This window comes from Pseudomonas sp. GD04058 (genome assembly GCF_029836855.1).
GTDB classification, from domain to species: domain Bacteria; phylum Pseudomonadota; class Gammaproteobacteria; order Pseudomonadales; family Pseudomonadaceae; genus Aquipseudomonas; species Aquipseudomonas bharatica.
On record NZ_JAOECN010000002.1, the window covers coordinates 175,139 to 191,095 of the forward strand.

The window sequence follows — 15,957 nt, forward strand, 5'->3', positions numbered from 1 at the left end:
GGCGGGGTCTGACACTGCAAATGGCTCAATCCCACAGCATGAGCATGGAGTCGCTGGCGCCGGACAACACCGGCAGCCTGATCAGCACGCCAGCGCGAAACGGCTGGGCTTCGTCGGCCAGGCCCTGGTTGGCTGCCAGCACCGCCTCGACACTGCCGCGCAGATGCCCGTAGTAGTGCTGGCACAGGGTATCGAGCAGATCCCCTTCAGAGGTTCGGCATATCGTCGCCATAGCTCACGAACTCCAATGTGAAAGCTTGCTTGCCCGGGATGCCGCCTGCCAGGAGGCTGTCCTGGGTTTCGGTCACGCTGACCAGGCACCAGTTGCCGAGGATCTCCCCGTAGCCGGTGGCAAGACTGAAGGGTTTCAGTTGCTGGCCGATGCTGCGCAGGCGCTCAAGTTGACCGAGCCCGCCCTTGAAGGAAGGAAAGATCGCGCCGTCCAGGGTGATCTTGTCATCCCCCATGGCCACGGCCTGCTGCGCCTTGCTGCGCGACAGGCGATCCTGACCGGCCCAGTTGAACGCCTTGGTGCGCTTGAACTGGCTGAACGCTGCGGTATCAAGGTTGAAGTAAAAAGCTTCCGCGCCGTTTTCCAGCGGTTGCAGAACCAGCAGGTGTGGAAAGGGCTTGACCGCTTCTTCCGCCGGCGTCGTCCGGGGCGCGAAAGCGCCGGTCGGCAGGATCGCGCCCAGCGACGGGCTGATCTTGCCGGCAACCCGGTTGATCGCTGCGGCGGCCTTGCCGGCTTGCTCGGAGAAACTCTCCAGCCGGCCCTCGACCTCGCTTATGACACTGACCGCCCGGTTGTACGTCGCCGCAACCGTCCCCACCGTCGATTGCGCCACCTCGATGGCGCGCAGGGTGCGTTGCAGCTTCTTGCCGATGATTTCGCCCACGAAGGGCAGGTTTTCCAGCTCGGTAGCGGCACCGGTGATATCGCTGACGGCGCCATTCAAGGGCCCCAGCATTTCATCGGCACTGCGCCGCCCGGCCTCGCCCGCCGCTACCAGTGAGCGCAGGCTGGATTGCATCGATTCCATGTAAGCCATGATTTCTCCTCAGGCGACAAAGGTGACGGCAGGTGTGTCCCAGATATGCCCGCCGCTATTGGCCTGCGCGGCGTAGCCGTTGAACAGGCGCTGGATCTCCGGCTGCAGGACCCGAACCAGTTCGGCAGGGTCGGTCACGCTGCCCTGGATATTGATGGCAATGGTGGGCGACACCGCAAAATGCTGCGGCGTGCTGGTAGTGATCGACACGGGCGCGGGAGCAGTGGGCGCCGGCAAGCCGGCGGCCGACGGAACGGCTTCGCCCAAGGAGCGGACCACGTCACCGGTTTTCAGAGGCAAGGGAGGTCGCTCACCTGCCGGTTGGCCAATCGCCGGATTGGGGCTGTCGATCCTCGCGCCCCGGAACGGGATGACCGGTGCCAAAGGACGAACGCCCTGCCCCGGATCACCCGTTTCGCCGGGCGTCTTGAGCAACAGGGCAGCCGCCTCGGGTGCCTTGACGACCGTCAGCAACTTGCCGGCATCCGCCCCGGGCAGTTCCGCCAGGGGAGGCCTGGCGCCAGACGCATCCGGCCTGGCCTCGTCGCCCCAGAGTTCATTGACCTTGCGCCCCGCAACCTTTCCGAGCTCGCCACCGATGTAACCACCGGCCAGCGCCCCGACAGGCCCGAGGAACGCCCCAAGCAGGCCCCCGGCCAATGCCCCCGCGGCCTGACCATAGCCTTCGGCTTTTTCCCGACCGGTTTCGGCGTTCTGGTAAGTATTGATCGCCATGACCGCGCTACCTGCTACCGCCAGGGCACCGCCCAAGAGTTTTGGCACAAGCGGAACCTTGGAAGGGCGCGGAACTTCTGGCAGAAGCGTCCCGACCTTGGTCACAGCCTGCCCGACACGCGCGCGCCACCCGGGCGCGCCGGGTGCCGGCTTGAAGATCGTTGCAGCCGCCTCCGCCAGCACCTTGCCGCGCGGTCCCGCGACCGTCCGTACCGCATCCAGCAAGGCCTTGCCCTTGGCCAGCACGGCGAACGAGGTCACCAAAGCGGCCCCCCCTACCACGACCCCGCCAAGCACGGTTACCACCCCGCCCAACTGCTCGACCACCATGCCCAGGATGTTGGCGCCGGTGGTCATCAGGGAGGTCCATTGCGAGTAGAGCGGTGCCAGGGCATCGCCTACCGCAACCGAGACCCCGTCGTAGGCGGATTGCTGCGCCTTGCCTTGCCACTCGAGCGTTTGACGGCGGTCCGCCAGATCATTTTCGATGTAGTTCGGGGTCGGCCCCTTGGCGCTCGACGGCATGAACGCCTGGCCGTACCGGCCCATGTCGGCCGCGGAATTGCCTCTCTCGCGCTGGTACTCGAGAAAGAGCGCTTTGGAATTGCTGACGATGTCGTTGTAGTTCCCGGTCTTGCCCGATTCCTGTTGAAGAATCGCCGAGAGACGAATGGCGTCCTGCGGATCTCCTCCTACTTGCGGAAGCAGCCGCGTGATCGCCTCGGCTGTCTGGGAAATGCCAAGCGATCCGGCGCCAGCCTGGCCGACAAGGGTATTGAGCAGGCGTTCGAGCCCATCGCTGCCCTGCCCCGGGGAAAGGGTACGAAACAGTCCGGCAGTCACGCCTTCGCTTACCTGCTGGCCATCGCTGAACCTGGCGGCAAGACGCCCCTCCGGCACCAGCGCGTTGAGACCCATGCCGGCATCGAACATGCCCAGGAGCTGGCTGGCAGCTTCGGTTTTGCTCAGGCTGGTGCCATAGGTCATCCTGCCGATCTGCGCCTCGATCCTTGCCCTCTGTGCCTCTCGCTGCGCGGGATCCTTCTCTCCCTGGATCACCAGCTTGCTGACGATGCCCTCGTAGGTGGCGAAACGATCCACAGCACCGTCCGCCGACTGCAGGACGGTTCGGGATGCATCGTTAACCCGCTCCTGCGCATCCTCCCTGCCGGATGACTGCCCGGCAGCCGGAAAACGCACGGCCCCCATGGCCTTGCCCAGCTCGTCGTAGGATTTGGTCAACCTGGGCAAGGTCTCCAGCTGGGTGGACAACCTCTTGCCGATCTCCCCCAGGGAGGCCTGCCATTTCTGCGCCGACTCCGCCGCCGCGTCGTTGGTCATCCTCAAGGCCGAGGCAAGCGGTAACGCCTGCTCGGTGGCGCGCCTCAGGGCCTCGCCGATGCGCAATGCCAACGACTCGATCCGCACCACCTGGGCCTCGACCAGGTCGAAGACCTGGCCAAGGACAGGTTCGACGGCACCTCCTATGTTTATCTGGACTTTCAGTTCGCCCGCCATATGTCCTCCATGCGCGCAAACCGGCTCACTCGGTGAGCCACCAGACCATGTCGGAATACGACATGGTCATGATCTCGGTGGCAGAGAAATTCAGCTCCCTGGCGAGCCGCTTCGCTGCCGCTTTCTGACGCGAGGGATCAAAGCTCGTCGTCCTGCACCAGGCGAAAATAGCCGGCCTGCAGACGGCTGTAGTCCTTCAGGGCCAGGCCTTCCAGATCCTTGACAGCGACTTCGGCGAGGGAGGCGAACAGGTTCAGCTCCCGGGTTTCGTCGTCGACACCGCCCGATTGCGCGGCGCGCAGGTCACGCACCGTGGGCGCCCGCAGCGACAGGCTGTCGACCTGAATGCCGTTGGCCTCGGTGGCGCGGCTCAACTTCACCATCACGCTGTCCGCGCTGACGGTCAGCCAGGCGGGTACCTTCGTTGCTTGCTTCATACGAGCTTGTCCTTGTGTCAGAGGCCGAGGGCGGTACGCTGGGCGGCGAGCTGGTCAACGCCATTGACGACGCGCTTCATGCCCAGCGGGTCGATCTCGTACAGCAGCCGGCCATCGATCTCCAGCTTGTAGTAGGTCAGGGACACGACGTGATTGGTCTCCGGCTTTTCCGAGGCTTTCCAGTCGCCCATCTCGACCTCCTTGAGCATGCCGCGCAGGGTCACCACCACCGGCGTGATCGCCCCTTTCAGGCCCTTGAATGCTCCACGGAACGTGCCGTTGAATGCCGAGCTGTCGGCCAGGCCGAAGAACTTCAGCGCTTCACGGCGAACGCCGGTGGTCTTGAAGCTCGCGCTCAGCGCCTCCATGCCCTGGTCGATCTCGATCGCGGTATCCATGCCACCGACACGGTGGCTCTCGACCTTGATGGCGAGCTTGGGCAGGGTCAGGCTAGTGACGTCGCCCTGGAAGCTGACGCCATCGACGAACAGGTTCAGGTTCGCCAGGGTTTGCGGAATCATTGCCATCTGTTGTTTCTCCTTAAGCGTTTTGGTCGAGGACTTCGGTCAACCACTGGTTGGTGACCTCGACGCGGAAGTTGGGGTTTTCGGCAGGCGGTACGTCGGTGAAGCGGATGTTCCAGTAGACCTTGCCCTGCTCCAGCTGGCTGGCGGTGTTCAGGTCCGGGTCGGCGTAGACCTCGAAATTGATGATAGCGCCCTGGGCCTTCAGGTCGCGCATGAAGTTCTCCAGGCCCTCGGTCACGTCCTTGACGTAGGTCGCGGTGATCGAGCGGTCCACCGCCCACTTGTGGCCGTAGAGGATCGCGTCCATGACGATGTCCATGGTCCGCACGCGGGTGACGAAGGCCCATTTCGGATCGCTGGACAGGGTGCGGTTGCCCCACAGGCGGAAGCCGTCGTCGCGGATGATGGTGGTGATGTTGGCGTTGTTCAGCAGGTTGGCCCGGCAGCTTTCATCACCGTCGAGGAACTCCACGGCACGGGTGGTACCGGTGATGCCGACGAACTCCTTGTTCGACGGCGAAGCCCAGAAGCCGTACTCGTTGTCGGTCCAGGCGAACAGACCGGCGACCCAGGCCGAGGCCGGTGCATCGATGGTGGCGTCGGCGCCGGTGTCCCAGTACTGCACGCCCGGATCGACCATGAACGCGCGCTTGGCGCCGAAGTTTTCCGCATAGGCCAGGGCGGCCTCGTCGGTGGTGCCCGGACCGTCGATGATGGCCAGGCCGCGCAGCTTGTCGGCCAAGGCCACCAGGGCGGTGCCGACGGCTTGGGTGGCGCTGTGTTTCGGGGTTACCAGCAGGCGTGGCTGGGCGTTGAAACGGCTCTTGCCGTCGAGCAGCGCCTGCAGGCCGGTACGCTTGCCGTTGGCCTCGACGCCGCCGATGATCGCCGAGGTCTGCTCGGCGGCGTCGCTCAGCCTGGCCACGCCGCAAGCGACGATGACTGCCTTGGCCCGGGCAAAGACGGCCTGGCAGGACTTGGTGATGGCGGCATCGGCACCGAACGCAGCCACAGCTTCACGCTCGCTGGTGATCAACACCAGGTCGTTGGCCTTGGCCGTGGCGGTCGGGCCCTCGGTGAAGGTGTCGACCAGGCCGATGATGGAAGAAGACGGCAACGCGATGCTGCGCGCACCGGTGTCGACGTTGGTTACGGTGACGCCGTGGAAGAATCCACTCATAGGTATTTCTCCAGATGTGAGAAGGCCCCGTCGGTGCGGGGCCTTCGTGGGGTGTTACGGATAAGAAAAAGCCCCGGCTATGCGGGGCTCTATTGATTTTGAATAACGGTCCAAAGGGGCGCTTCGGGGCGCTGTTCACTGTCGGGGAACCCCTCGGAAGCGGGCCAGTCACGCAGGCGCTGACGGTATTCCAATAGCTCGGAATACTGTTCGAGCGTATTCGACGTGGTCAGCTCGAGGCTGCGCTCTTCGTTGTAACGCGCAACGAGCCATTGGGTAGCATTCAGCTGACCATCCCGCCAGGCGCGCTCGGAAGTATCAACGTCGAGGTCTTCTACTGCAGGATGTTTGACAATGCTGCCTTCGGAGTCGATACGCCATGTTCCGTCGTTTTCCTGGATCGTCTGGCTCCAAAGCTCATCGGAGACTTCAACCGCACCTTCAGGGATATTGTGTAGCCCCCCGATGAGCCGCGCCCTCAGGACACCCTGCTCATCAAATTCGATATACGTTTTCATTTTTCAGCTCCCTATCGCGATCCAACGCGCAGCGACCGACTGATCGGTTCTGGTATTTTCAAAAGATGCCCAGAAGCCAGCTTGGTCATAAACGTTCGAGGTAACCCCGCTGCTACGTGGCTCGGCCGTCCCAACGCTGCCGGTCATAACGCACAGCGCGCCCGAGGGGAACGCGATGGGATAAGCGAAATAAGCGGTTTTGACGCCGATAGTATTGACCAGTTGGCTCGGAGTGACTCCCCATTGAAGGATCAACCCGCCCAACCACCCGGGTAGGACTATATAGCCGTTACCACCGATTAGCAGACGGAACCCCGAGCGCAGCTTCTTCGGTGTAACCACCACCTCATCGCTCGCTCCAGCATTGGTTTCTTCCTGAGTCGCGATCTGACCGGTCAGCACAGGCTGGCCACGCCACTTCAGCTTGCCAACAGAATCCATCGCCAGCTTTCCGGCGATCCGACCCAACCAGTGAAAGCCAATCCCAGGAGCGAACGAATCCTGAGACTCACTCGCTCCGACCTCCATTACCTCACGAAGAATCAATGCGCCAGTGGAGTAACTTTCAGGCGGGCTTCCCGTGACAGGAGAGGCCAAAATGGGTTGCTGTCGGCTGACGTTGCCACCCAGAACCAGAAGATCGCTCTTGTTGGCTTTGCTGGACGGATCGAAGTTCTTTTCAGTCCAAACCTTACGGAAGGTTCCCGCGCCCTGGTAGCAACTGCGGACGAAGAACTCCTCCTGGCCGTTGAGCGCCCCAACAAAGTCGACACACTGCTCACCGCCGCCCCAGGTAACGTGGATACCCGCCGCATAGTTGATCCCGTCCGGGCGATCTTCCGTAGCGGGGCTCGTCGAGAAGAAACGCGTTTCGGGAATGGCGCTGATACGCCCCTGCACCGGGGTTGTCTGCGTCATCAGCCCCCCCGCATTTTTCGGCATGGCATCGGTGATGCCATAGCCACCAAGCGTGGTGGCCTTGTCCGCCTTTGTCGCAGGGTTGAAGTTGCCCTCATGGTAGATACGCTGTGCCTTCCACTGCAGTTGCCCCAGCGAATCCATGGCGATATCACCCGAGACAACACCCGTCCAATGCATCATGACCCGCGGTGCATAGGCGAAGCTCTTGTTCGACGCGCCGACCTCCTGCGCTTCACGTATCTCGATGGCGCCGCCTGACTCGGCCGCGCTGCCGTAACCCAGGCCCGAGAGGATCGGACGCTGGTAACTGGTGATACCGACCCTGAGTGCGTCGACGATCCCATAACCCGCAAGCGTCGTCGGATTCGAACCCTCCTGCACCACCCCACGATCATTGATCCTTACCTTGGTATAGCTCCCGGCCACCTTGTTCTTCGGCAGCACGCTGATGATCGAGCTGTCGACATACTCCCGCGTCGCCAGCACCACCGCCGGATCAATCTTGAGTTGCACATTGGCGGTACTGGTCACCACCAGGTTTAACCGCACCACTTGGGTCTTGCCGGTGCCTTGCGCCAGCAGCGGCTTGTAGCTAGGCGCGCAGTTGGCCACGGCAACCAGATCACCGGCCGCATCGTAGAGACCGATCTCGCGGATCCACCAACCACCGGCGTCCGGCGGAATCACCTGCTCGGCGATGATGATGCTGGCATCCTTCGGGTCCACCGAAAGCTGGTTGAGTGGCGCCCGACGGCGCTCGTTGATCAGTCTGGTCTGGGTGCGCGAAGGCACCGGGTCGGTATTGTTGGCATCGCCTACGCCCATCTGGGCGAAGGTCCAGGCCACGCCCAAGGCATTCGCATTGGCCTGCTTGGCCTCCCCCACCGCAGTGAGGATCGCGAAGAACTGGCTGTTCTGGTCAGTCATGAGTAAACGTCCAGGGTTTCGATTTGATGATCACGGCCAATGAAGCCGTGGTTGCCGCGAACCTCGATATCGCGCAAGGCAGGCGGGTAGATGTCGATGACGTCGCCTTCGCTGAGGCCGAGGGCGCTGCGCAGGTAACCCTTGCTGTCGAGGGTGATGGCCAGGCCGATCAAATGCCGGCTTACCGGCCTGGCATCGTCGATCACCGCGGTGAGTTCGTCGTAGGTCTCTTCGCTGATACCGGACTCGGAAACACCGATCTTCAGTGCGAAGGTGCCCGGCACTCCCGGTGGTACGGTGTTGAACCATTCGGCGACTTCGATCAGGTAGCCGAACGGTTCGACCACCCGCCGCAATGCACCCAGGGTGCCCTTGCGGGCATGGACGCTGAACGAACCCCGGATCACCGCGCGCTTGACCGATTCCGGCCAGTTCTCGTCCCAACGGTCCACCGACCAGGCCAGCGCCAGTTGGTGCAGCAAGTGCGCGGGGCATGTGTCGGGGTTGTAAAGGGTACGCAGGGGAATCTCGGTCACCTGCGCAGAGGCCTCTTCGAGCGCCCGCTCCAGCAACGTGCTGTTAAGTGGCAGGAGACTGGTCATTTCAGCCTCCCGCGATGACGTTGAACCCCGTGCACCAGGCCGCCTGGCCCTTGCTCGGACGGAGGTCCTGCCAGTCAACCAGTTCGACACGGCCGACACCGCTGATATGCAGCTGGGCGTCGATCCCCGAACGGGCGACTTCGACGCCGAGACGCCGGCGGGGATTGATCCAGGCCTGCAGGCGGCGTCGACATTCGACCAGGGTCGCCTCGGTTTCCGGTCCATTGCTGGCCATGTGCAGGATCGCGTCGATCCGGTAGGGCAGGATCTCGGCGCTGCGTACGGTCAAGCGATCCGCCACTGGACGTACCTCATCGTCGTTGAGGTAAGCCGCGACATGCGCCAGCAACTCCGGACTGGCGACACCATCGTCATCGAAGCTCAGCACCGTCACATCCACCACCGCCGGCGACGGGCTTTCCGCCGTGGCATCGGCGACCTGCCCCGAAGCATTGCGAGCATGCAGGATGTAGCTGTTGCGCGGGCCAGCCGTGGTCAGTCCTTCGTAGACCAGCTCGATGCGCTCGCGCAGGGCGTCGTCTTCTTCCAGTACCTGCTCGGTCGGAGGCACGGTGCTCGGGTCAGCGGCACGTACCACCAGGCGTTGCAGTTGCACATTGGCAGCCAGTTGGTCCAGGTCGCTACCCTGCGCATACGCCAGCAGCAGTGCCTTGGCCGCATCATTCACCCGGGCCCGGTTGAGCAGGGTGCGATAGGCACCGACCTCCAACAGTTTGGTCACCGGGTCGCTTTCCAGTTGCGCGGTCCAGCTGTCGCCCATGTGCGCCCGAAAGGTCGCCAGGTCAGCCTGGAAGATGTCCTCGAAATCCAGGTCTTCCAGGACCTGCGGCGCGGGCAGCGCCGAAAGGTTCACGATGCTCATGCCGTCACCTCCAGGATCTGGCTGTCACCCAGGTATTGCCCGGTGAGCTGCAGGCTGATCTGTCCGTTCACCACTGCCGTCACCCGCACCCGTTCCAGCTTCAGGCGAGGCTCCCAGCGCACCAGCGACCTGGCTACTTCAGCCTGTACCGCGCTTTTCCAGCCTTCGTTCACAGGAAGGTCGACGAAGCGGCGCAGCTTGCTGCCGTAGTCGGGACGCATGCGCCGGCTGCCCAGCGGTGTGGTCAGGATGTCCTCGATGGACTGGCGCAGGTGGGCGAGACCGGAGAGCGGTTGGCCAGAGCGGCGATCCATTCCGATCATGGCGCTACTCCTGTGCTTGATTGGGGTTGTGCACCGCGGCGCGGACGCCGGGTGCGAAATACTTTTTGGTGGGCGCCATGGCGTTCCTCCGTGGCATGAAAAAGCCCGCAGCAGGCGGGCTTCAGTGCTTGTGGTTCGGCGTGTTGCCTGCGGTATCGATGATCGTGCCGCCGCCGTGGATATTTCCCGTTACCTGTAACGCGCCGTTGATCTGCACCGGGCCATTCAAGGTCAGGTTGCCAGAGGTCAGCGTGATGGAATCGGGGGTGGCCGTCAGCGTGGTGCCGCCGACCTTGAGGGTGATGCTGCCGCGGGGCAGTTCGATGGTGTAGGCGCTGGCTTGCCAGTCGTAGACCAGCGAGCCGCCATCGTCGAAACGCCAGGTTTCGACATGCTCGCGGTTGTCCGGCGCGCTGCCGGCGTTGCCATAAAGGCCGGGTATGAAGGTGCCCTGGGCCGGTTCGCCACTGGGACTGATGAGCATGCCTTGCTCGTCCAGGCTCGGTGCCCGCCAGTGCCTGGCCTTGCCGGCAGCATGGCTGTGCCAGCGCAACCAGGCGCTGGTCCAGCCGGCGCCGTCGGAAACCCGTACCCGTGCCGCCGCGAGATCGACTGCAACGACCCGGCAGGGAATCAGCAGGCCGGCGATCATGCGGTCGTGCATAGCGCTGACGTAGCTCATGCGAAATCCTCCGGGGCCTGGTAGCCGCTCTCATGTTCTGGTCCGGTATCAGGGTCGAAAGCAATTACCAACGACCCGGGCGGCTGGTTCGGCCAGGGCCATTGCACCTCGCCGAGGTGCAGCGCCTGTTGCCATTGCACCGTCCAGGTCGAGGATGAGGTGGTCGTCGGCATCGCCTGGATGGCCACGGCTTCCTCGACGAAATCGATGTCCCAGTACTGCTTGCGCAGCAGCACCATCAACTGTGTCGCCAGGATCACGGCGTCCAGCGCCGCCTGCCCATCGCAGTTGATACGGGCTTCGAACGTGACTACGAGCCGGGAATGCCCATCCACAGGATCGGCGCCCGGCTTTATATCGACGATGCCGTGAAACAACGCAGGTAGCGGTGTGTCCTGTTGCACGCCGGCATAGCTGCCGACCGTCGCCAGTTGCGGCATCGCCGCGTGGATGGTTGCGCTGATGGCCTGATGCAATGCATCGAGGTCGCTCATGATCTCTCCTTGCTGTCGGTGCCGAGCCCCAGGCGCTTCGCAGCCCAGCGCTCGTACAGCCCCATGGTGATGTCCGCGCCGCCTACGGCGGTCAGGCAGCCCAGGGCACTGGCCGCCCACATCGACAGGCCGCTGGCATACAGCAGCATCACGGTGGATACGCCGCAGACCATGCAGGCCCCCGAACGCAGTACCAATCGCCTGAGCAGGGCGCCGCCTCGCGCCCCTGCCTTGTCCGCTCGCCACATCTCGCCGGAAACCCCGCCCAGCAGCGCCAGGACGATCACCAGCCAGATCGGCATTTCCAGTAGCGTTTGTTGTTCGCTTGTCACGGTCCTGCCTCCTTTCTGCTTCCCGCACGGCGCCAGCCGAACGGGGAATGGGACCGAGCATTCACTCGGCATTCCAAAAAGCCCGGGCATGCCCCGGGCTTTTCAGTAATGCGTCGTAGAGATGCCCGCCACTACTGGTGCGCTGGGCATCTGCGCTTCGAATTGTTGACTCCGACCGCGGCCACCTGCCCGCCGGATAACTGCTTCTGGTGCTTTACGCTGCACACCCGGGCCAGTTGCCAACCCTCTGAACAGTCGAGGCCTGTTCATCGCTGCCTTTCTCGTCGCCGGTGTCTGACCGGCTTGAGACAAAAGATATGCATTTATGCATATACAGTCAATGCATTTTTGGAAGAATTTGCACATAGGGATTTGCTTAAATGCATGAAGGCCTTGTCCTACCTGGCTCCAGGCAGTTTCCGACAGGCGAAAAAAAACCCGCCGAAGCGGGTTTTCGATAACTCGGGAAGGCGATCAGCGGGCGTACATGCCCCACCAGAACACATGACCGAGGATGGAAATCTGCTCTTCCTGCATCTGCTGGAAGCTGTAGTCCTCGTCGGGATGTTCGTCGCGATTGAAGCTGCGCAGACGGATGCCGGTGGGCATGCGGTAGAGCTGCTTCACGCGGAGCTGGCCATTGTGGTTGATGGCATAGAGATCACCATCGATGATGTCGCCAATCGAGCACTTGCCCGTATTGACCCCCACGGTGGCGCCATCACGCAGCACCGGCAGCATGCTGTTGCCACGCACCGTCACGCACTTGGCCTGGTCGAACTGCACCCCGTTATGGCGCAGGCTGCGCTTGCCAAAGCGAAGGCGGGCGCGTTCGCTTTCCTCGATGACGAATCTTCCTGATCCTGCTGCCAACTCGACCTCACGGAGAAAAGGAACGGACACCTCGTCGTCCTCGACGGGGGTTTCATCGTCCCACAGGCTGATATCGCGCAATTCATCGTGCCCCGGCTCCCGCTCGGGCATCTGGCTGTCGCCCAGCTCGGCGCGCCCGCGCAACTGATCGGTGCTCACCCCGAAGTACCCGGCGATCTTCGACACATGCTTGTCTGAAGGATCGACGATCTTCTCGCTGAGAATCCGCGACAGGGTAGATTGAGGCACGCCGGTACGACGGTGCAGCTCCGTGGCGGAGATTCCGTGGCGGTCCAGCAGTGATTTAAGGACGGTTGCTACATTGCGCTTGTGCATGGCGTGCATATTGCCGAGGGTTGGAGGGAAATGCAATTGCAAATATGCATCGACTAAAATGCCCGACCCGGTTCGACGCAGGATGATGCAGACCAGTCGCCCTTCGGTCTCGGCACCTGCTGGAGAATCCCTGTACTATTAGCGGTTTCATACCCTTTCGACGACACCCTGCTCCAAGGCCTTGAATGTCCGATCTTTCCGCACACACTCCGATGATGCAGCAGTACTGGAAGCTGAAGAACCAGCATCCAGACCAACTGATGTTCTACCGCATGGGCGATTTCTACGAGATCTTCTACGAAGATGCGAAGAAAGCCGCGAAACTGCTGGATATCACCCTGACCGCGCGCGGCCAGTCGGCTGGCCAGTCGATTCCCATGTGCGGTATTCCCTTCCACTCGCTTGAAGGTTATCTCGCCAAGCTTGTGAAGCTGGGCGAGTCGGTGGTGATCTGCGAGCAGATCGGCGATCCGGCTACCAGCAAGGGGCCCGTTGAGCGCCAGGTGGTGCGCATCATCACTCCGGGTACGGTCAGCGACGAGGCGCTGCTGGACGAGCGCCGCGATAACCTGATCGCGGCGGTGCTCGGCGACGAGCGCTTGTTCGGCCTGGCAGTGCTGGATATCACCAGCGGCAATTTCACCGTGCAGGAACTCAAGGGGTGGGAAAACCTGCTGGCCGAGTTGGAGCGGACCAATCCGGTGGAACTGCTGATTCCGGACGATTGGCCACAGGGCCTGCCGGCTGAAAAACGCCGTGGTTCCCGCCGCCGTGCACCGTGGGATTTCGATCGCGATTCCGCGCGCAAGAGCCTGTGCCAGCAGTTCGCGACCCAGGACTTGAAAGGCTTCGGTTGCGACAAGCTGACCCTGGCCATCGGAGCTGCCGGTTGCCTGCTGACCTATGCCAAGGAAACCCAGCGGACCGCCCTGCCCCATTTGCGCAGCCTCAAGCATGAGCGCCTGGACGATACGGTCATTCTCGATGGCGCCAGCCGCCGCAACCTGGAACTGGACGTCAACCTGGCCGGCGGTCGCGACAATACCCTGCAGTCGGTGATCGATCGCTGCCAGACTGCCATGGGTAGCCGCTTGCTGACCCGCTGGCTGAACCGCCCGCTGCGCGATCTGAAAGTACTCCAGGCGCGCCAGGGCTCGATCCGCTGCCTGCTCGACAACTATCGTTTCGAGCGACTGCAACCGCAATTGAAGGATATTGGCGATATCGAGCGGATCCTCGCCCGTATCGGTCTGCGCAACGCCCGTCCCCGCGACCTGGCACGGCTGCGTGATGCCCTCGGCGCCCTGCCCGAACTGCAGAACGCCATGGCCGAGCTGGAGGCGCCGCATCTCGCGCGCCTGGCAGCCATAGCCGGTACTTATCCAGAGCTGGCCGACCTGCTGGACAAGGCAATCATCGACAACCCGCCTGCGGTAATCCGCGACGGCGGCGTACTGAAGGCCGGCTACGATGCCGAGCTCGATGAGCTGTTGTCGATAAGCGAAAACGCCGGGCAGTTCCTGATCGATCTGGAAGCCCGGGAGAAAGCCCGTACCGGCCTGGCCAACCTCAAGGTCGGTTACAACCGCGTCCACGGCTACTTCATCGAACTGCCAAGCAAACAGGCCGAACAGGCCCCGGCCGATTACATCCGCCGCCAGACCCTCAAGGGCGCCGAGCGCTTCATCACCCCCGAGCTGAAAACCTTCGAAGACAAGGCGCTGTCGGCCAAAAGCCGCGCCCTGGCGCGGGAGAAGATGCTCTACGACGCACTGCTGGAAACCCTGATCAGTCATCTGGCACCACTGCAGGACACCGCCGCCGCGCTGTCCGAGCTGGACGTGCTGAGCAATATGGCCGAGCGCGCGCTGACCCTGGACCTGAACTGCCCGACCTTCGTCGACGAGCCGTGCATGCAGATCAGCCAGGGTCGTCACCCGGTGGTCGAGCAGGTCCTCACCAGTCCCTTCGTAGCCAACGACCTGGCCCTGGACGACGGCACCCGCATGCTGATCATTACCGGCCCGAACATGGGCGGTAAATCCACCTACATGCGCCAGACCGCGTTGATCGTGCTGCTCGCCCATATCGGCAGCTACGTGCCGGCGGCCAGTTGCACACTGTCGCTGGTGGACCGCATCTTCACCCGTATCGGCTCCAGCGATGACCTGGCCGGTGGCCGCTCCACCTTCATGGTGGAAATGAGCGAAACCGCCAATATCCTGCACAACGCCACCGATCGCAGCCTGGTGCTGATGGACGAAGTGGGCCGTGGCACCAGCACCTTCGATGGCCTTTCGCTGGCCTGGGCTGCCGCCGAGCGCCTGGCACAGCTGCGCGCCTACACGCTGTTCGCTACCCACTACTTCGAACTGACCGTATTGCCGGAAAGCGAACCGCTGGTGGCCAACGTGCACTTGAATGCCACCGAGCACAACGAGCGCATCGTCTTCCTGCACCACGTCCTGCCCGGACCGGCCAGCCAGAGCTATGGCCTGGCAGTGGCGCAGCTGGCTGGCGTGCCGACACCGGTGATCCAGCGCGCCCGTGAGCACCTGGGCCGCCTGGAGACTTCCAGCCTGCCACATGACGTGCCCAAAGCCGCGACCGACAGTCGCAGCGCGCCAGCCGTCCCGCACCAGAGCGATCTCTTCGCCAGCCTGCCCCATCCGGCCATAGAGAAGATCGGCAAGCTCGACGTGGACAACATGACCCCGCGCCAAGCTATCGAAATGCTCTATGAACTGAAGACTCTGTTATAACGCGCGGCCTCACAAGCTGCTAGAATCCCGCGCGGTTTGGCGGAGCGTCGAGTTATTAGCCTGGCTCGCCGCAACCTACCAGACCGAGCGGCCCTGACTGGAAAGGGCATCGCTGCCGTCGCCTGAGGAGAAAATTAGAAATGACCTTCGTCGTCACCGACAACTGCATCAAGTGCAAGTACACCGACTGCGTAGAAGTCTGTCCGGTGGACTGCTTCTACGAAGGCCCGAACTTCCTGGTCATTCACCCGGACGAGTGCATCGACTGTGCGCTGTGCGAGCCTGAATGCCCTGCCCAAGCCATCTTCTCGGAAGATGAAGTACCTGACGACATGCAGGAATTCATCGAGCTGAACGCCGAGCTGGCAGAGATCTGGCCGAACATCACCGAAAAGAAAGACGCACTGCCGGATGCCGAAGAGTTCGACGGCGTCAAAGGCAAGATCAAGGATCTGGAGCGCTGAGTCCCGGACTCGCTCCCGACCAACGAAAAAGGCCCACGCGGGCCTTTTTTCATTTTCACCGGGCAAAAAAAAGGGGCGGTTTGACCCGCCCACATTTTTTCCGTAGTCCCTGTATTCCCTATCATCGTCCTGATGAATCGCATCCTGCGATGTCCTTGGTCGTCATCCTGACAACCTGTGTCAGTCCGTAGACACAGGACAAATATTAACGCGTAGAACGCTCGTCGCAACTGGCAATGGCTCTCAAAAAAAGACAGCTGGGTAGCCCGAGCAGAAAATAAAATCTTTTATTTTCATAGAGTTACGAAATGCTCCAATCACAAGCAGGGCAGTTTTTACGCTTCTTTACTGCAATCGCTTACATGCCCTGTAAGCGATTACTTACGCAAAA

The 15,957-nt window shown here is 62.4% G+C and carries 17 protein-coding genes; 2 read left to right on the forward strand and 15 right to left on the reverse strand.

All coding sequences use genetic code 11. From position 1 onward, the window contains the following. Positions 1-25: 25 nt before the first annotated feature. The 15 genes from N7650_RS02660 to N7650_RS02730 form a co-directional block, all read right to left on the reverse strand. Entirely contained in the window at positions 26-232 is a 207-nt protein-coding gene (locus N7650_RS02660; RefSeq protein ID WP_009395192.1) for a tail protein X, read from the reverse strand. Then, positions 207-1,052: a phage tail protein gene (locus tag N7650_RS02665; RefSeq protein WP_009395193.1), complete on the reverse strand. Its 846-nt coding sequence runs from the start codon at positions 1,050-1,052 to the stop codon at positions 207-209. The genes N7650_RS02660 and N7650_RS02665 overlap by 26 nt, the downstream gene beginning before the upstream one ends. A gap of 9 nt (positions 1,053-1,061) precedes the next feature. Further along, the gene (locus N7650_RS02670; protein ID WP_279897015.1) at positions 1,062-3,305 is read right to left on the reverse strand and encodes a hypothetical protein; all 2,244 of its coding nucleotides are present in this window, start codon (positions 3,303-3,305) and stop codon (positions 1,062-1,064) included. Between the two features lie 137 nt (positions 3,306-3,442). Beyond that, complete coding sequence (locus tag N7650_RS02675; protein ID WP_279897017.1) at positions 3,443-3,742, reverse strand: phage tail assembly protein; 300 nt, start codon at positions 3,740-3,742, stop codon at positions 3,443-3,445. A gap of 17 nt (positions 3,743-3,759) precedes the next feature. Further along, entirely contained in the window at positions 3,760-4,269 is a 510-nt protein-coding gene (locus tag N7650_RS02680; protein ID WP_279897019.1) for a phage major tail tube protein, read from the reverse strand. A 13-nt stretch (positions 4,270-4,282) separates the two neighbouring features. Further along, positions 4,283-5,449 (reverse strand): phage tail sheath family protein, encoded by a 1,167-nt coding sequence (locus N7650_RS02685; RefSeq protein ID WP_009395204.1) that lies wholly within the window; start codon positions 5,447-5,449, stop codon positions 4,283-4,285. A gap of 89 nt (positions 5,450-5,538) precedes the next feature. Beyond that, the gene (locus N7650_RS02690; protein ID WP_279897022.1) at positions 5,539-5,967 is read right to left on the reverse strand and encodes a phage tail assembly chaperone; all 429 of its coding nucleotides are present in this window, start codon (positions 5,965-5,967) and stop codon (positions 5,539-5,541) included. A 3-nt stretch (positions 5,968-5,970) separates the two neighbouring features. Next, positions 5,971-7,815 (reverse strand): phage tail protein, encoded by a 1,845-nt coding sequence (locus N7650_RS02695; RefSeq protein ID WP_279897024.1) that lies wholly within the window; start codon positions 7,813-7,815, stop codon positions 5,971-5,973. Continuing rightward, positions 7,812-8,417: a phage tail protein I gene (locus N7650_RS02700; RefSeq protein ID WP_279897026.1), complete on the reverse strand. Its 606-nt coding sequence runs from the start codon at positions 8,415-8,417 to the stop codon at positions 7,812-7,814. Before N7650_RS02700 ends, N7650_RS02695 begins: the two co-directional genes overlap by 4 nt. Position 8,418: 1 nt before the next feature. Beyond that, positions 8,419-9,300 (reverse strand): baseplate J/gp47 family protein, encoded by an 882-nt coding sequence (locus N7650_RS02705; RefSeq protein ID WP_279897027.1) that lies wholly within the window; start codon positions 9,298-9,300, stop codon positions 8,419-8,421. Beyond that, complete coding sequence (locus tag N7650_RS02710) at positions 9,297-9,623, reverse strand: GPW/gp25 family protein (protein WP_064302334.1); 327 nt, start codon at positions 9,621-9,623, stop codon at positions 9,297-9,299. The genes N7650_RS02705 and N7650_RS02710 overlap by 4 nt, the downstream gene beginning before the upstream one ends. A gap of 121 nt (positions 9,624-9,744) precedes the next feature. Next, entirely contained in the window at positions 9,745-10,305 is a 561-nt protein-coding gene (locus N7650_RS02715) for a phage baseplate assembly protein V (RefSeq protein ID WP_009395211.1), read from the reverse strand. Further along, complete coding sequence (locus N7650_RS02720) at positions 10,302-10,799, reverse strand: hypothetical protein (RefSeq protein ID WP_279897030.1); 498 nt, start codon at positions 10,797-10,799, stop codon at positions 10,302-10,304. The genes N7650_RS02715 and N7650_RS02720 overlap by 4 nt, the downstream gene beginning before the upstream one ends. Beyond that, positions 10,796-11,131 (reverse strand): phage holin family protein, encoded by a 336-nt coding sequence (locus N7650_RS02725; RefSeq protein ID WP_009395213.1) that lies wholly within the window; start codon positions 11,129-11,131, stop codon positions 10,796-10,798. Before N7650_RS02725 ends, N7650_RS02720 begins: the two co-directional genes overlap by 4 nt. A 474-nt stretch (positions 11,132-11,605) precedes the next feature. Next, positions 11,606-12,349 carry an XRE family transcriptional regulator gene (locus tag N7650_RS02730; RefSeq protein WP_037058740.1) on the reverse strand — a complete coding sequence of 248 codons (744 nt, stop codon included), beginning with the start codon at positions 12,347-12,349 and terminating at the stop codon, positions 11,606-11,608. A gap of 176 nt (positions 12,350-12,525) precedes the next feature. Between N7650_RS02730 and mutS the strand changes: the two genes are divergently transcribed. After that, on the forward strand, positions 12,526-15,102 hold the full coding sequence (mutS, locus tag N7650_RS02735) for a DNA mismatch repair protein MutS (protein WP_279897032.1): 2,577 nt from the start codon (positions 12,526-12,528) through the stop codon (positions 15,100-15,102). A 140-nt stretch (positions 15,103-15,242) separates the two neighbouring features. Beyond that, entirely contained in the window at positions 15,243-15,566 is a 324-nt protein-coding gene (gene fdxA / locus N7650_RS02740) for a ferredoxin FdxA (RefSeq protein WP_009395216.1), read from the forward strand. Positions 15,567-15,957: the final 391 nt, after the last annotated feature.

Coding starts and splice junctions, on each gene's coding strand:
- N7650_RS02675 (WP_279897017.1), bottom strand. CDS start 3,742: ATGAAGCAAGCAACGAAGGTACCCGCCTGGCTGACCGTCAGCGCGGAC.
- N7650_RS02700 (WP_279897026.1), bottom strand. CDS start 8,417: ATGACCAGTCTCCTGCCACTTAACAGCACGTTGCTGGAGCGGGCGCTC.
- N7650_RS02670 (WP_279897015.1), bottom strand. CDS start 3,305: ATGGCGGGCGAACTGAAAGTCCAGATAAACATAGGAGGTGCCGTCGAA.
- N7650_RS02720 (WP_279897030.1), bottom strand. CDS start 10,799: ATGAGCGACCTCGATGCATTGCATCAGGCCATCAGCGCAACCATCCAC.
- mutS (WP_279897032.1), top strand. CDS start 12,526: ATGTCCGATCTTTCCGCACACACTCCGATGATGCAGCAGTACTGGAAG.
- N7650_RS02680 (WP_279897019.1), bottom strand. CDS start 4,269: ATGGCAATGATTCCGCAAACCCTGGCGAACCTGAACCTGTTCGTCGAT.
- N7650_RS02690 (WP_279897022.1), bottom strand. CDS start 5,967: ATGAAAACGTATATCGAATTTGATGAGCAGGGTGTCCTGAGGGCGCGG.
- N7650_RS02695 (WP_279897024.1), bottom strand. CDS start 7,815: ATGACTGACCAGAACAGCCAGTTCTTCGCGATCCTCACTGCGGTGGGG.
- N7650_RS02665 (WP_009395193.1), bottom strand. CDS start 1,052: ATGGCTTACATGGAATCGATGCAATCCAGCCTGCGCTCACTGGTAGCG.
- N7650_RS02685 (WP_009395204.1), bottom strand. CDS start 5,449: ATGAGTGGATTCTTCCACGGCGTCACCGTAACCAACGTCGACACCGGT.
- N7650_RS02660 (WP_009395192.1), bottom strand. CDS start 232: ATGGCGACGATATGCCGAACCTCTGAAGGGGATCTGCTCGATACCCTG.
- N7650_RS02715 (WP_009395211.1), bottom strand. CDS start 10,305: ATGAGCTACGTCAGCGCTATGCACGACCGCATGATCGCCGGCCTGCTG.
- fdxA (WP_009395216.1), top strand. CDS start 15,243: ATGACCTTCGTCGTCACCGACAACTGCATCAAGTGCAAGTACACCGAC.
- N7650_RS02730 (WP_037058740.1), bottom strand. CDS start 12,349: ATGCACGCCATGCACAAGCGCAATGTAGCAACCGTCCTTAAATCACTG.
- N7650_RS02710 (WP_064302334.1), bottom strand. CDS start 9,623: ATGATCGGAATGGATCGCCGCTCTGGCCAACCGCTCTCCGGTCTCGCC.
- N7650_RS02705 (WP_279897027.1), bottom strand. CDS start 9,300: ATGAGCATCGTGAACCTTTCGGCGCTGCCCGCGCCGCAGGTCCTGGAA.